The organism is Collinsella sp. LCP19S3_B6, from assembly GCF_052121815.1.
GTDB lineage: Bacteria > Actinomycetota > Coriobacteriia > Coriobacteriales > Coriobacteriaceae > Collinsella.
This window is the reverse complement of the sequence record NZ_JBQKDN010000006.1, coordinates 1-15,266: the sequence shown is the minus strand read 5'-3', so window position 1 is coordinate 15,266 and position 15,266 is coordinate 1. Positions and strand designations below refer to the sequence as shown.

Here is a 15,266-nt window from a genome sequence, read left to right as displayed (position 1 = left end):
GCGAGACCTATTCCTCGCAGGGAAGGTCGCGCAGGGCCCGGCGCTCAAAGATACGGAAGATCTGCGTATACCACAGGTCCTGAGTGGCCTGCGGCTTTACCAGGATGGTATCGACGCCGGCGAAATTGCCGCTCCACACGTCCGTGTAGAGCTGATCACCGATCAGCACCGCCTCGTCGGCCGTGGCGCCGAGGCGCTTAAGACCCGCCTTGAGGGCAAACGGAGCCGGCTTCATGGCGTGGCTAATGGCCTCGAGTCCCAGCTCGCGTGCAGAGCTCATGACCTGGTCGCGATGCCAGTTGTTAGACACCATGCACAGCTTAAAGCCTTTGGCGCGGGCGGCGTCGAGCCAAGCGGAAACCGCGGCGGGAACCTGCTCGGTGTCGCGCGGCACCAGGGTGTTATCGCGATCGAGCAGAATGGCGCGTTTGCCGTCGGCCCACAGGGTATCAAGGTCGATGCGGTCGACGGATGCAACATATCGTTTGGGGCTGAAAATCCTCATGTTTAATTCCAAGACTGTTGGTGCTCTTCGTAGGTTTGCGAGAAGTACTCCTCGTCCTGCGTAATGTAGAAATACAGGTCATCGGAGTCGGTCGGCTCAAGCGTGGCCTTGAGTGCCTCGAGCGACGGGGAGCAGATGGGCGTGGGTGGCAGACCCTCGTGCTTATAGGTGTTGTACGGACTATCGCTCTGCAGGTCGTCGGCGGAAACCTCGCCACCGGTGACATACATCATGGTCGCATCGCTGTTGAGATAACGCAGACCGTCGAGCTTGCCGGCAAGGCGGTTGTAGAAGACCGAGGCGACATGTGCGCGCTGCTCGGCGTTGAGACCCTCGCGCTCAACGATGGAAGAGAGATTGATGATGTCGTAATCGGACATCTCCACGCCGTAACGCTCTTTGATCTTGGCCTCGCAACCGGCAAAATCGAGAGACTTGTACTCGGTGTTGAACTGATCGAGCATGGCACGGATAACGTCATCGGCGCTCGGGTCCTTGCCCAGCGAATAGGTCTTGGGGAACAGAAAACCCTCGAGCGAATCGTTGGCGGCGCCCTTAAGGAAGCTATAGTCGTCCACGTAGTTGGAGGCCTTGGCCTGGTTGAGGAAGTCTTCCTTAGAGATGCTGCCGTAGGCCTGGGCCACACGGTCGGCGACTTGATCGACCGTTAGACCCTCGGGAATAGTAAGCGCATTGGAGCCCGCATTGGGGCCTTCCATGAGCTGCTGAACAACCTTGGTCGCATCCATGAATGTGGTGAACGTATAGGTACCAGGCTTGAGCGACATATCGGCATTGAGCTTTTTCACCGCCGCATAGTAATCCTTGGGATTATCGACGATATGGTTCTCGGAGAGGATCGAGGCGATGGTGTCGCCCGAAGCACCGTCGGGAATGGTCACCGTAACCTGCTGACCAGCCGTAACCTTCGTATCCTCACCGGCAAAGAAGCCCTTGACGGCCGGCACGACAAAGAAAGCGATCGCAGCAAGCGCGAGCACCGCCACCACAACGCCGATGATCATGGGAACCGGAGAACTCTTCTTTTGAGCACCGCGTCGAGCACGCGTGTCGTAGCTCGAGCGGGTCGCCGGAGCAACGCCATGCAAACCGCGAGCATGATGCGAATGCGATTGGGTGGCCTGCGTTCGCCGGACAGGTGCCTGCTGCTTAAAGCGGGTACCGCCTGCAGGCTGGGCCGTACGAGCAGTGGGCTGCTGAGCCGCGCGAGAAGCCGAATGCTGAACCGAACGAGCAGAAGGCTGCTGACCCGTCCGTTGAGCAGGTTGGGCCGAACGAGCGAAGGACTGCACCGGGCGCGCGCCAGGCTGAGCTGCGCGCTGCGTCGGCTGTGCCGGACGCTGGCCAGGCTGGGCAGGGCGCGACTCGGGCTGACGTGTACGATTCGGCTGGCGCGGATCGGAAGCGCTAGGCATGCGAAACCTCCTCGTTTTTACGATCGAGCCACGTCTGCAAAAACAGGCTGGCGGCAATCATGTCAATCTTGCCCCTCATCTGCTTTTCGTTGAGGCCCTGCTCGCGCAAGATACGCTTTGCCTCTTGCGAGGACAGACGCTCGTCCTCAAACTCGAGCGGAAGATCGAGCTCGTCGGCGATCTTTTGTGCCACGGCGGCAACGCGCTCGGCCTGGGGGCCGGGCTCGCCGGCCATGGTCAAGGGACGTCCGCTTATCAGGATGTCGGGCTCATAGTCCTCGACCAGGTAACGGAACGTCTTGGCCATACCGGTGACCTCGGCGGCAGGGAGTACCTTGACAGGCATCGCCATCTTGCCATCACGGCTCGAGACGGCAATGCCAATCCTGGTCTCCCCTATGTCCAGTGCGAGCGCGACCACAGCGACTACTTCGGTTCTTAGGCGCCGAGCGCGGTCTTAGCGGCCGCGAGGGCATCGGCGATACCGGCGGCGTTCTTGCCACCGGCCTGGGCCATGTTGGGACGGCCGCCACCGCGACCATCGACCAGGCCCGCGATCTGCTTGATCACGTTGCCGGCGTGGAAACCGGCCTTGACGGCGTCATCGGAGCCGGCGGCAAGCAGGGCCGGGGTGCCCTTCTCGGTCACGCTGGCAACGACGCAGGCAACGGGGCCGGAAACCTTCTGGTGCACAGTATCCCAGACGTTGCGCAGGTCAGCAGCCTCAAGGCCCTGGAGCTCGGCGACAACGAGCTTGTAGCCGTCGAGCTCGACGGCTCCCTCGATAGCATTGGAGATAGCGTCGGAGGAGCCACCGGTCAGGGCCTTCTTGAGCTTATTGGACGTCTCGCGCAGCTCGGCCTGCAGGTTCTCCACGCGGGCGGGAACCTCGTCGACGCGGCACTTGAGCGCAGCGGCAGCGGCGTCGACGAGTGCCAGGCGGTCGGCCATGTAGTCGAGGGCACCCTTAGAGGTCACGGCCTCGATACGGCGGACGTTGGAGCCCGTGGAGGACTCGGAAATGATCTTGAACAGACCGATCTCGGCGGTGTTGGCGGCATGGGTGCCACCGCAAAGCTCACGGGAGAACGGCTGGTCCTCGGCGCCCACGGAGACAACGCGGACAACGTCGCCGTACTTCTCGCCAAAGAGGGCGACAGCGCCGGCGGCCTTGGCCTCATCGATGCCCATAACGCGGGTAACGACCGGCTTGGAAGCGAAGATCTGCTGGTTGACCAGGTCCTCGACAGCCTTGAGCTGCTCGGAGGACAGGGCCTCAAAGTGCGTGAAGTCAAAGCGCAGGTGCTCGGGCGTCACCAGCGAGCCGGCCTGGGAGACATGCTCGCCCAGGACCTGCTTAAGGGCGGCGTCGAGCAGGTGCGTGGCGGTGTGGTTGCGGCGCAGGAAGCCACGGCGCTCGGCGTCGAGCGCGGCGGTCACGGTGGCACTGACGGTAAGCGTACCCTCGGCAACATGGGCGACGTGGGCATACAGGCCGTTGTGGTTCTTGGTATCGGAAACCGTCAGCGCAACGCCCTCGGCAGAAAGCTCACCGGCGTCGCCCTGCTGGCCGCCCATCTCGGCATAGAACGGGGTGCGGTCGAGCACAACCTCGACATCTTCGCCCGCAGCGGCGGACTCTACGGACTCGCCGTTGCGCACGATGGCGACAACCTTGGCGCCCTCGATGACGTCGTTGTCATAGCCGTCGAACTCGGTCGCGGCAACTTTGTCGGAAAGCTCGACCCACACGTCGTTGAAGCTGCCCCAGGCGTCGCCCTTGGCATTGGCGCGGGCGCGGGCCTTCTGGTCCTCCATGCAGGCGGTAAAGCCGTCCATGTCGACGTCGTGGCCAGCGGTGCCGGCGATCTCGACGGTCAGGTCGATGGGGAAACCAAAGGTGTCATGCAGCTTAAAGGCAACATCGCCCGGAAGGACAGCGCCCTCGGCGAGCGCGGCCAGGGCCTCGTCCAGGTAAACGCGGCCGTTGTCGAGCGTCGTGGAGAAGCGCTCCTCCTCGGAGGCGACGATACCCTTGACGAGCGCGACGTTCTTGAGCAGCTCGGGATAGGCCTCGCCCATCTGAGCGTTGACCTCGTCGATGAACTTGGTCAGGAAGGCGCCCTCGATACCCAGCAGGCGACCGTGGAACACGGCGCGACGGAGCAGGCGGCGAAGGACGTACTCGCGGCCCTCGTTACCGGGCAGGATGCCGTCAGAGATCATAAAGTCGACGGCACGGGAGTGATCGGCGATGATACGCAGCGAGCGGCTGGCACCGGTGTAATCGTCGGCGTCATAGGTCTTGCCGCTGATCTCCTCGCCAAGCTTGATGAGATGCTGCATCAGATCGCCATCGTAGTTGGCGGTCTTGTGCTGCATGATAGCGGCCATGCGCTCCAGGCCCATGCCCGTATCGAGGTTGCGGTGCGGCAGCTCCGGCATGGAGCCGTCCTCCTGGCGGTCGTACTGGGTAAAGACGAGGTTCCAGAACTCCAGGAAGCGGTCGCAGTCGCAGCCGGGCTTGCAGTCGGGGCTGCCGCAGCCGACCTCCTCGCCCATGTCAAAGTAGATCTCGGAGCACGGACCGCAGGGGCCGGTGGGGCCGGCGGCCCAGAAGTTGTCGTCCTCGCCCAGACGCGAGATGTGATCCTCGGCAACGCCCAGGGAGCACCACACGTCGTGGGTCTCGTCGTCCTCGGTAAAGACGGTGAAGTACAGGCGGTCGAGCGGCAGCTTGAACTCCTTGGTGATGAGCTCAAAGGCCCAAGCGCAGGCCTGCTGTTTGGAGACGCCGCCAAAGGAGAAGTCGCCGAGCATCTCAAAGAAAGACAGGTGACGGCCGTCCTCGCCAATGCAGTCGATGTCGTTGGTGCGGACGCACTTCTGGCAGGAGATAGCGCCGATCTCCTTCATGGTCTTCTTGCCCTGGTAATACTCCTTAAACTGGTTCATGCCGGCGTTGGCAAGCAGCAGCGAAGGATCGTCGGGGACGAGGGACGAAGAAGGATAGAGCTTAAGACCGCGCTCCTCAAAAAAGTTGAGGAACTTAGAGCGAATCTCAGCCGTAGTCATTGACGGGTAGTCAGCACTCATAGAGGGAATCTCCTCGGTTTCACATCGAAACAGTTCAAACGTTACGATATTACCATCCCACCGCGCAAGTGCAAAAAAGAGGGCCGCCAAACAGCGACCCTCCAGCGAATTTGCACGTTATTGCCTATGAACTTGAACTTGAAATGACTTACTTCTCATCATCGTCCATGGAACCGTCGATGCCGGTATTGGTATCGTCGTCCGAGTTGGAATCGTCGTCTTTGGCGAAGGGATTCTTGAAAAAGCCCGTAGCATCGGGCTGAAGGCCCGAGAGCTTGATCCAGGGGTTATCGAGCTCGGGCCTGGGCATGGCCTGGGCCTCGGGCGCAGTCTCGTTACCGATGAGCTCGGACTCATAGATGAATGTATCGTCTCCAAGCGCGTCATAAGCGGCGACCGGGTTGCCCTCGGTATCGCGATAGGGCGTGCCCTTAAACACGGCGCCGTCGTATGCCACGAGCTGACGGCCGGTCTCGTTCTCAAAGTAGTAGACGAAAATGCCCTTGAGGGCCGCGCACAGCGGAATGGCGATAACCATGCCGATGGCGCCCATAAGCGCCGAACCGATAACGAGTGCCGTCAGGCTCATGATGGGATGCACCTGCACCGAACTCTGCATGACCTTAGGCGAAATGACGTTGTCGGTGACATTTTGTGCCACCATGGTCACGACCAAGGTCCACAAAGCCAGCATCGGGCTGAACATAAAGCCGAGCACCGTAGCAATCGCCGCGCTCACCCAGGGGCCAACAACCGGGACCAAGTGCATAATGCCCGTAAAGATGGCCATGAGTGCCGCGTAGGGATGGCCAATGAGCGTAAAGCCGATAAAGGCCAGGATGCCACCGCAGATGGACGTCACGACCATGCCACGCATATAACCGCCGACCGAGCGCGAAAGAATCGCGACCATAAAGCGGTACGAGGTCTCTTTTTCCTGACCAATGATGGTGCAGACCTCGTGGTGCATACGGGGATAGTCGCAGGCCAACCAATAGGCAAGCACCAGACCGAGGAAGATGACGAACAGCTGCGAGGCCGTATTGGTAATGAACGGGAATACACCGCGACCAAGCTCAGCGGCAATCTGAGACACATACTTGGACGCCACGGTAACCAGCGAAGAAAGATTATCGTCCAGATACTCTTTGAGCGGCGTGTTGTTGAGCGTCTTGGCATGCGAGACCATCACGTTGAGATCACCGCCCGCAACACGAAGCTGCTCAGGCAGGCGGCTCAAGACTTCCATGATCTGGCCAAAGAGAATCGGCGACAAGATGCAAACGACACCGACGAGCACAGCAACGACCACAATAAGCGCGATGAGCGAACCAATGCCACGGTTGACGCCGTGATGCTCGAGCCAGTTAGTAATCGGCGACATCACAAAAGCGATGATGGAACCGACAGCTAGAAACTCGATAACCGGCGCCAAGATACCCATAAGGTTAAAGATGACGGCGGCGATGACAATGCAGCCGACGACGGCCCAAATGCGAAGCGTCAGAATACGGGTATCGCGCAGCGCGCGATCGGTTTGTTGGGGGTGTTCACTCATGAACGAACCATCACTCCGTCGGGGTCGATCTTGTCCTGAACCTTCTTAAGGGTACGGCGCAGCAGGCGCGAGACCTGCACCTGCGAGATGCCCAGCTTCTTGGCGATCTCGATCTGGGTCATGCCCTTTACGAAACGCAGCTCGATAACCTCGCGCTCGCGCGGCGAGAAATCGCGGATGGCCTCCTCAATCACCAGGCGGTCATCGGTAAAGTCGAGCTCGTTGTCGTCGTCGGCGTAACGGTCGAGAATTGAAGGCGCGTCGTCAGAATCGGACGCACCGGGGGCCTCGATGGGCACCGAGGTATAGGCCGAGGACGATTCCATGGCCTCCAGCACCTCGTCAACGGTCACGTCTAGGTACTCAGCGATTTCCTCAACCTTAGGCGAGCGCTGCAGCTCGTTAGTGAGCTTGTCGGTGGCCTGGTTAACCTTGGCAGAGAGCTCCTGTAGGCGACGCGGAACGCGCACACTCCAACCCTTGTCGCGGAAGTGACGCTTGATCTCACCCAAGATGGTGGGCGTGGCAAACGTGGTGAACTCAAGTCCGCGCTCGGGGTCAAAGCGGTCGATAGCCTTGAGCAAACCCAGATAGCCGACCTGCATGAGGTCGTCGAGCGGCTCGCCGCGATTCTTAAATTTGTTGGCAAGAAACCTTACCAGGTTCATATGGGACATGACGAGCTGCTCGCGGGCGTCCGGATCACCGGTCTCTTTGTAGCGACGAAACAGCTCGCGGGTTTTCTCCTTGTCCCAAGCGGTCTTACCGCTCCGGGAACGTTCGGTCATATTAGATATCCGCCTTGAGATCGAGGGAAAGCGTCAGGGGCGCCGCAGTCTTTTCGTAGGAATCGCACACGCTTGCCAGAATGAGCTCGGCATATACGGCGGCCTGGTCATCCTCATCGAAAGTCGCCTGGTCGCCAAAGGTGAAGGTCATGCCCACGTGAGACTCGTCGACATCGAATTTGATCGAGATAACGTCAGAATCAACGGCCGTGCAGCCAAAGATGAAGGCCTCCTCGGCAGCCATACGAATGTCCTCGATGCGATCGACGGACATGGAACAGAGCGCGCCGACATTAGCCGCCGTCATGCGCACCAAGCGTGCCAGACGCGGATCCCCGGCAACAGTCAGCGTGATAGAGCAAGTTGCTTCACTACTCATCGCAGGACTCCTCAGAGGTCTCGGCGGGCGTGTAGGTGTAATACCGGGCTGCTTTAGCAGCAGGCTTCTGTGCATCATCGTCACCAGCAGCGGCATCGTCCCCGGCTTCGCCAATCAGGACACGCTCGGTCGGTTGCTCGGCTTCGGCGGCAGCGGAAAGATTATGCTCGGCGTCGACCGCGGGAGCCTTCACCTTGTTAAAGAGTTTCTGAACGGCACCGGCCGCAGAGTCGGTCACACTCGACACAGCATTGCTGGCCTCGGCCATGCTGCCCGTAACCTCGGAAATGTCGCGAACCACGGCTTCGACCTCTACGAGATTGGAGGTAAGGGCGTCGACGGCGGTCTTGCTCGACTTGAGGAGCGGCTCAACCTGCGCCAGCGCGGGGGTGAGCTCATCGACGGCGCCATCGAGCTTTGCTACCACGGGCTGAGCCTCGGCGATGGTGTTGTTAAGGTCGCTCACCGTCTTGTCGAGCGAATCAACGACAGTGCGGGTCTTTCGCAGCGTGAGCGCGAGCTCGATGACAGCCCACACGCCGGCAACGGCGAGCAGCAGCAGGGCGATTTGGATGGGACTCATACAAGCCTCCCGAAGGAATCGAAATACAGACGCTGTTCATGGTACCCCAAAGGGGACCGAACATGCCAAGAGCAGCAACGTGAGACAAAATTACCAGCAGCTACTTCGGTGCATTCCCGCTACGGTCGCGCTCGCTTTGCTCTACACGCCACTCTTCCCAGCCGCGGCCGGCAGGCTGCCAAAACGCACAGCGCTCCAGCCCCTCGGGCAAATAGCGTTGATCGACCCAGCCTTCGGGATAATCATGCGGATACTTATACACACCGTATTCGTCACTGCCCGGGCGATGACGATCGCGTAGATAGCTCGGCACCTCGCGCAGCCCACTTGAATGAATATCGGCCAACGCCGCATCAATCGAGGCCTCACACGCGTTGGATTTTGGCGCCAAGCACACATAGAGTGCAGCCTGAGCCAGATTAATGCGGCACTCGGGATAACCGATGACCTCGGCAGACTTAAACGCGGCATGCGCCACCAATAGCGCCTGCGGGTCGGCATTGCCAACATCCTCAGAAGCCTGAATCATAATACGGCGAGCGATAAACTTAGGGTCCTCCCCCGCATCGATCATGCGCGCGAGCCAATAGATTGTGGCATCGGGGTCGCTGCCGCGCATAGACTTAATAAACGCGCTGATGATGTCGTAGTGCATGTCGCCGTTTTTGTCATACGAAAAACCACGGCGCGGATTGGCAATCTTTACGTCATCCACGGTAATGGGATAACGCTCCCCCGCCGCCGGCGCTGGCGTTCCCTCGGTATCGGGACGAGTGACGGCAATCTCGCTCGCAAGCTCGAGCGTCGTGAGTGCCGAGCGAGCGTCACCCGCAGCCAGCGTGCAGATGGTCTTAACCGTATCCTCATCGGCCGAGAACTTGCCGTTCAAACCCTGCGGCGCCTCGAGCGCACGCTCGATAAGCGTGGCGATATCCTCGTCCTTTAAATGTTCAAGTTCCACCACGCGACCGCGCGAGAGCAACGCCGAGTTGACCTCGAAGTACGGATTCTCCGTCGTGGCGCCAATCATAATGACGGTACGGTTCTCAACCGCATGCAGCAGGGCATCCTGCTGCGACTTGGAGAAGCGGTGAATCTCGTCGATGAAAAGAATGGTGCGACGGTCGTACGTATTCAGGCGCGTCTTGGCCTCGTCAATCACGCGGCGCAGGTCCTTCACAGTGCCCGTCACGGCGCTGACCTCGACAAACTCGCTCTTGGTATGGTTGGCGATAATGTGGGCCAGCGTCGTCTTGCCCGTACCGGCCGGCCCATACAGAATCACACTCGACAGCACGTCATGCTCAATCGCGGCACGCAACCACGAGCCCTTACCGACGGCCTTTTGCTGGCCCACGTACTCGTCGAGCGAATTGGGCCGCATGCGCACCGCAAGCGGCGCATTCTGAAAGGAACGCTCACGCGTCGAAGCAGAAAAAAGGTCGTCCATAGCCATCCCGTGCATCAATCAAAAACGTTTTCCATGAACAGTATACCGAATATATACGAACTACCGTTCGTTAATATAGGTACGGTGCGGAAACATCAATCCCGGGAACAGCTTGCTCGTGAGCTCGCAGAAATAACCGTCCGTCATGCTCGCAATGTAATCCACGACCGTCTGGTCCTTATCGTCCTGCCATGCATAGGTGCGATCGTAGTAGGAAAGCTGCTGCTCAATGCGAGAAATGTGGTGCTTAAAGATATACGAGGACTCGTCGCCTTCGTTTATATCCCGCAGGCAACGGTCATAGAGCTTTTCGAAGGCCTCGCGCAGCTCCGCTTCGGAGTCGCCTTCTATGCCGCCCTTGCTATAGATCTTCTCGTAGTTCTCGCGCTTGGCCCGGCGGATCTCCTCAAACAGGTCCTCGCTCATCTCGATGCGCGGCTTGCCATAGCTGTGCTCGACGATATCGATAGAGGCATGCGTAAGGATCCAGCTGTTGTATGCACCGCCCAGGTCATCGTCAAAGGCGTCGGGTGACAGCAGGCCCGCCGCAATGGCGTCTTGGCGATCGCGCCCAACGTAGGCAAGGATATCCGAAATGCGAACCACGCAGCCCTCGAGCGTCATGGGTCGCAGGTGCTCAATTGCGCTATAACCCGTGGCAATGCATTCCTCGACGGTTCGGTCGAACTGGTTAAAGGAACCCATGTCCGAAAGCTCAAAAACACGCTGTTCGTACTCGCCGTTGTGGCACAGTACGCCATCGAGCGTCTGGAGCGACACGTTGCGGCCGTACAGCGCATCGAGCACGCGGACCGACTGCACATTATGGAAAAAATAACGCCCCGTGCGCTCGTGATAGATATCGTTGAGGAAACGCTCACCGGCATGGCCAAAGGGCGTGTGGCCCAAGTCGTGGCCTAAGCCAATCGCCTCGATCAGATCGCAGTTGAGCCCCAGAGCACGCCCGATATCGCGAGCGATGCGCGAGACAAGCTGCACGTGCAGGCCGCGGCGCGACAGATCGTCGTTGCTGCGAAAACTGAAGACCTGCGTTTTGCCTGCATAACGTGTGTATGCTGGCAGATGCAGAATCTTTTCGATATCGCGCATGAAGGCCGGACGCATAAGCGTGCCCTCGTCTGCGGCCCGATCGACACGGCGGATGGCCTGGTCGTCACCGCATCGATAGGGATTAACGACACCCGAGGCGCGGTCGGCGGCAATGCGCTCGACCAGCTCGGGCGACAACGCCGCGGGAATGCGATCCAGGCGCGCCTTGATGGCGGCTGTCTGTTGATTGATTGCCATGGCATGCTCCTTAAAAAGGGCGCGCAAACGGTTACAGCGTACTACCCACGAACTCGATTATGGCAAATATTGGCACTAAAAACGGCAGCAAAGGCAGCGAGCGCGATTTTACGATGAGACAGGCGGCGGCAAGGGTCAGGAGCGCAACTGCAAACGCGACGACGCCGCCCAGGGGATCGAAGGTGCAAAGGGCAAAGAGCGCCTTGGCATCCCCCATGCCAACGCCAGGGGCATGGCGAAGGCGACGCCAGAGTGACTCAGTAAGCACAAGGGCAAGGTAGACGATGACCGCAAGACCGGCGTGGTCAAGCGCCATGTTAACGCCCTTGTCGAGCCAGACGCCTGCAAACGCCGCCACCGCACACGCGCCGGCCAGCTCATTGGGAAACCGCCGTTCGCGGGCGTCAATCGCCGCGCCGGCAAAGATGCAAATCCAAAACGGGATATAGAACATCGAAACCCCTCAACTGAGCGCTCAAACGTAAAACCACCGCAAAGGTTCTATCCCCTTTGTGGTGGTTTTGATGATGGTTATTTGGCGCCCTGCATGACCTCGTCGAGGGTAACGCTTACGGCGTGCTGCGTCGGCACCCAGTCGACCTTCAAGAACAGCGCTGCCACCGTAATGGGGATATAGCTGAACATAAAGATCGGGAAGGTAAACAGGTTGGTTACCAGACGCCACTTTTGCGCGCAGTGAATATGCTTGTATTCAAAGATAGTCGTGAGCAGCGCCAGGATAAAGAAAGTCTGATACATCATAGCGAAGGTCATAATGAGCGAAGCGGCACACGCCTGCATCTCGACTTCGGTAGCCAAGAAACCGTGCGAAAGGCCGCCCACGATGAGGAACGTCGCATTAGCGAGCATCGAGATCAGAGAGAGCAGCATGCCCGGTGCGATCGTCATAAACATGTCGTAGGCGGCAAAGCGATGATAGCGGAAGGTCGATTTGACCAGGTGCTTACCGTACGTAAAGAACACCTGGTAGAAGCCCTTGGTCCAACGCATACGCTGTTTCCAGGATGCCTTAAACGTCACGGGCTGTTCGTCAAAGAACTCCGCCGGCGCATAGCCAATGCGAATGCCGTGAATGGCACAGAACGTGGTGAACTGAATATCCTCGGTCAGCGTGTGGAACTGCCAGCCGTGCATACCCTCGATAACGCTGGCGGAGATGAGGTAGCCCGAACCCGAAACGGCGCAAGACGTCTTACAGATGTTGCGCGCGTTGTTGAGAAAGCGTGCCTCGCGCAGATACCACGTGGCATTAGCTGCCGAGATCCACGAGCTGCCAAAGTTCTTGGAATTGCGATAGCTCGTAACAACATGGAAGCCCTGGTCAAAAGCATCGTTCATCTTGGACACGTAATCGCGGGCGATAACGTTATCGGCATCGAAGATAAAGTAGCCTTCAAACGTATCGGGATACTCGTTAAGGATGCGGTCGAAGCCATAGTCCATGACCCAGCTCTTGCCTTTACGGGCCAAGTCATTGCGCTCATAGACGACGGCGCCCGCCTCGCGCGCGAGCTGCGCCGTGTTGTCGGTGCAGGCATCGGCGACCACGAAGACCTCGATAAGCTCGGACGGATAATCTTGGTCCTTAATGGAGCGCACGAGGTTGGCGATCACGGCCTCCTCGTTATGCGCCGCGATAAAGAAGGCATAACGATGGAGCTTCTTGGCCTTGGGAGGCGCGACCTCACCACGAAGAGCGCCGATGACAAAGAAGACCACCTGGTACAGAAAGCAGACCGTAAGCAGCGTGACGACAATCTGGTTGAAGATCACGATAGGTGTGTTGGTTTGTAAAAAGGCGAGCATGCAGGCTCCCAGGAACGCGTGACGTAAACAACCGTATATCTTACCGCAGGCTTACGGAGTTCAAGAAACCACCTAATACTGGCTAGGCCTCGAGCAGACCGAGCTGAGGGACGATTTCGTTGCCAGCGGCAGTGCGGCCGAGCGAACGCGGGGCCAGATCATCCAGAACCGCCGCAAGATCCCATGGCAGCTCGTCACGGCACTCGATGTGCTCCCCCGTCACGGGATGATCGAACGCCACACGCCAGGAATGCAGGAACTGCCTGGTCAAACCCTGATCGGCACGAGCATCGCACTTGCCATAAAGTGGATCGCCCACGCAGGCGTGGTTGATATGGCGCATGTGAACGCGAATCTGATGCGTGCGGCCGGTAAACAAGTGACACTCGACAAGCGTGTAGCCGTCGTCGAAACGCGTGGAATCAAAGCGCTCAAGGACCTTAAAGGTCGTGATGGCCTGGCGCGCAAAGGGGTCATCGGAAACCGCCATCTTCACGCGGTCACGCGTCGATCGGGCAATACCGGTGTTGATAGTGCCCTCGTCCATGGCGATGTGCCCATGAACGAGCGTAATGTAGCGACGGTCGAGCGTGCGCGTGCGGATGAGATTTTGAAGCGCACGCTGAGTGTCGTCGTCTTTAGCCGCGAGCATAAGGCCCGAGGTATCGCGATCCAGACGATGCACGATGCCGGGGCGGTCCTCGCCCTGCACGGTACCCAGATGGTCGATGCCGCAGTGATAGACCAAGGCATTCGCAAGGGTGCCGCTCTCATGACCATGCGCAGGATGGCACACCAGGCCGCGCTGCTTGGAGAGCACCATGAGATAGTCGTCCTCATAGCGAATGTCGAGCGGGATGGCCTCGGGGATCACGTCGGTCGGGTCATGCGGCTCGGGCAGGTCGACCGAGATGCGGTCACCGGAGTGTACGGCATACTTTTTAGACAGGCAGGTCTCGCCGTTGACGGCAACGGCGCCTCCCTCGATCAGATGCGCGCAGGCAGAGCGCGTGGGACAGCCATCGTTGGCGCCCAGATAGGCGTCGAGACGTTGACCGGCGCAATCGTCGGCAACGAGAATATGGATGTCGGCCATTAGCGCTCATTCCTTTCGCGAATCTTGCGGGCACGCTCCCCACGCTGCTTAGCTTTACGTTTGGCGCGGGCCTCGTCACGGGCGTTGAGCTCGGCGGTCGCATCGACCTCGCGAGCGGCGGGACTCAAGAACATGTATCCGATGAGCGCCAGAACGACACCGGCGGTAATGCCGATATCGGCCACGTTAAAGACGGGGAAATCAATGAAGGTAGTGGCAATAAAATCAGTCACAAAGCCCATGGCCAGGCGATCAATCGCGTTGCCGATGGCGCCGCCCGCAACCATGGCCATACCCACGACCTCTAGGCGAGCGAGCTGAGGAGCACGGAGCAAGTACACGGCAATGGCGGCAATGGCCGCAAGCGCCAGCACGGCAAACGCTATGCCATGGCCCTCGCCCATGCTAAAGGCAGCTCCGATATTGCGGACAAACACAAAATCGATCACGCCGGGGATAACAGTCATATGCAGGGTATCGCCCACGGCACGAACCGCAAGCTTGGTCAGCTGGTCAACAAGCAACACAAAGAGCGTCACCCCACCAGCAACACCCAACCGCCAACGCAAAGGCGGCGTCATATCCGCACCACGACCCAAATCAATCCCCTACCCTCAAAACAATCGAATTCCATTTAACGCAAATAACCATCTTATATTGCCATACGCAGAACGCACGACATATCCACCAATGCGACAAAGGGGCTGTCCCCTTGTCCCTTCACCGGGTAGTCTTTTTGGGACGGGGCTTTTTTAGCTACCCAGTCCAGCGCTTTCGAAGATTAAGTCCTTATTTGAGGTAGGGCAGCTAAAAAAGCCCCGTCCCAAAAAGACTACCGACAGACACTATGACCCAATCCGAGGGCACTAAAAAGATAGGAGCCCCCGCTCGTGACCGCGGGTCGGGGCTGCGACAATGATGTTGAAGTGCCATAGGCGCAGCCGCGCCGCAACGAGGTTGGGAGGCTCCCATGCCAAAGTATTCTACCGCGTTCGGGATGGACGTCCACCTGAGGTCGACCACCGTCTGCGCCCTCGACGCGGACACCGGCGAGGCCGTGACGAGGAGGTTCCCCGGCAACCCCTGGGGCGAGATCGCCGGGTGGATGGATGGGTTCCCCGGGCCGTCTCTCGCGGCCTACGAGAGCGGCTACCTCGGCTTCGCCCCGCAAAGGGAGCTCGCCGGGCTCGGCGTCGAGTGCGTCGTCGCCGCGGTCTCGAAGATCCCCAGGTCGGCCGCC

General features: G+C 59.4%; 14 protein-coding genes and 1 pseudogene. 1 reads left to right on the top strand and 14 read right to left on the bottom strand.

Annotated features, from left to right (window positions below; translation table 11 throughout):
- Window positions 1-7: 7 nt before the first annotated feature.
- The 14 genes from ACTQWD_RS03400 to lspA form a co-directional block, all read right to left on the bottom strand.
- The gene (locus tag ACTQWD_RS03400) at window positions 8-505 is read right to left on the bottom strand and encodes a YqeG family HAD IIIA-type phosphatase (RefSeq protein ID WP_117646451.1); all 498 of its coding nucleotides are present in this window, start codon (window positions 503-505) and stop codon (window positions 8-10) included.
- Between the two features lie 2 nt (window positions 506-507).
- A complete protein-coding gene (gene mltG / locus ACTQWD_RS03395) occupies window positions 508-1,941 on the bottom strand; it encodes an endolytic transglycosylase MltG (RefSeq protein WP_441559256.1) in 1,434 nt (477 codons plus the stop codon).
- Entirely contained in the window at window positions 1,934-2,362 is a 429-nt protein-coding gene (gene ruvX / locus ACTQWD_RS03390) for a Holliday junction resolvase RuvX (protein ID WP_441559255.1), read from the bottom strand. Before ruvX ends, mltG begins: the two co-directional genes overlap by 8 nt.
- A gap of 17 nt (window positions 2,363-2,379) precedes the next feature.
- Window positions 2,380-5,037 (bottom strand): alanine--tRNA ligase, encoded by a 2,658-nt coding sequence (gene alaS / locus ACTQWD_RS03385; RefSeq protein ID WP_441559254.1) that lies wholly within the window; start codon window positions 5,035-5,037, stop codon window positions 2,380-2,382.
- 148 nt (window positions 5,038-5,185) lie between these two features.
- On the bottom strand, window positions 5,186-6,595 hold the full coding sequence (locus ACTQWD_RS03380) for an AI-2E family transporter (RefSeq protein ID WP_441559253.1): 1,410 nt from the start codon (window positions 6,593-6,595) through the stop codon (window positions 5,186-5,188).
- The gene (locus ACTQWD_RS03375) at window positions 6,592-7,383 is read right to left on the bottom strand and encodes an RNA polymerase sigma factor SigF (RefSeq protein ID WP_427717298.1); all 792 of its coding nucleotides are present in this window, start codon (window positions 7,381-7,383) and stop codon (window positions 6,592-6,594) included. Before ACTQWD_RS03375 ends, ACTQWD_RS03380 begins: the two co-directional genes overlap by 4 nt.
- Window position 7,384: 1 nt before the next feature.
- On the bottom strand, window positions 7,385-7,762 hold the full coding sequence (locus ACTQWD_RS03370; protein WP_441559252.1) for an ATP-binding protein: 378 nt from the start codon (window positions 7,760-7,762) through the stop codon (window positions 7,385-7,387).
- Complete coding sequence (locus tag ACTQWD_RS03365) at window positions 7,755-8,345, bottom strand: hypothetical protein (protein ID WP_441016303.1); 591 nt, start codon at window positions 8,343-8,345, stop codon at window positions 7,755-7,757. The genes ACTQWD_RS03370 and ACTQWD_RS03365 overlap by 8 nt, the downstream gene beginning before the upstream one ends.
- A 100-nt stretch (window positions 8,346-8,445) precedes the next feature.
- Window positions 8,446-9,795: a replication-associated recombination protein A gene (locus ACTQWD_RS03360; protein ID WP_441559251.1), complete on the bottom strand. Its 1,350-nt coding sequence runs from the start codon at window positions 9,793-9,795 to the stop codon at window positions 8,446-8,448.
- A gap of 60 nt (window positions 9,796-9,855) precedes the next feature.
- On the bottom strand, window positions 9,856-11,103 hold the full coding sequence (locus ACTQWD_RS03355) for a deoxyguanosinetriphosphate triphosphohydrolase family protein (RefSeq protein ID WP_441083345.1): 1,248 nt from the start codon (window positions 11,101-11,103) through the stop codon (window positions 9,856-9,858).
- 31 nt (window positions 11,104-11,134) lie between these two features.
- The gene (locus tag ACTQWD_RS03350) at window positions 11,135-11,557 is read right to left on the bottom strand and encodes a prepilin peptidase (RefSeq protein WP_441535921.1); all 423 of its coding nucleotides are present in this window, start codon (window positions 11,555-11,557) and stop codon (window positions 11,135-11,137) included.
- A 77-nt stretch (window positions 11,558-11,634) separates the two neighbouring features.
- Window positions 11,635-12,930 (bottom strand): glycosyltransferase family 2 protein, encoded by a 1,296-nt coding sequence (locus ACTQWD_RS03345; RefSeq protein ID WP_154515488.1) that lies wholly within the window; start codon window positions 12,928-12,930, stop codon window positions 11,635-11,637.
- 82 nt (window positions 12,931-13,012) lie between these two features.
- Complete coding sequence (locus tag ACTQWD_RS03340; RefSeq protein WP_427795860.1) at window positions 13,013-14,026, bottom strand: RluA family pseudouridine synthase; 1,014 nt, start codon at window positions 14,024-14,026, stop codon at window positions 13,013-13,015.
- Window positions 14,026-14,625, bottom strand: coding sequence for a signal peptidase II (lspA, locus tag ACTQWD_RS03335; RefSeq protein ID WP_441559250.1), 600 nt, complete (start codon window positions 14,623-14,625; stop codon window positions 14,026-14,028). The genes ACTQWD_RS03340 and lspA overlap by 1 nt, the downstream gene beginning before the upstream one ends.
- A 371-nt stretch (window positions 14,626-14,996) precedes the next feature.
- Between lspA and ACTQWD_RS03330 the strand changes: the two are divergent.
- Window positions 14,997-15,266 (top strand): annotated as a pseudogene (locus ACTQWD_RS03330) (IS110 family transposase); the annotation flags it as partial.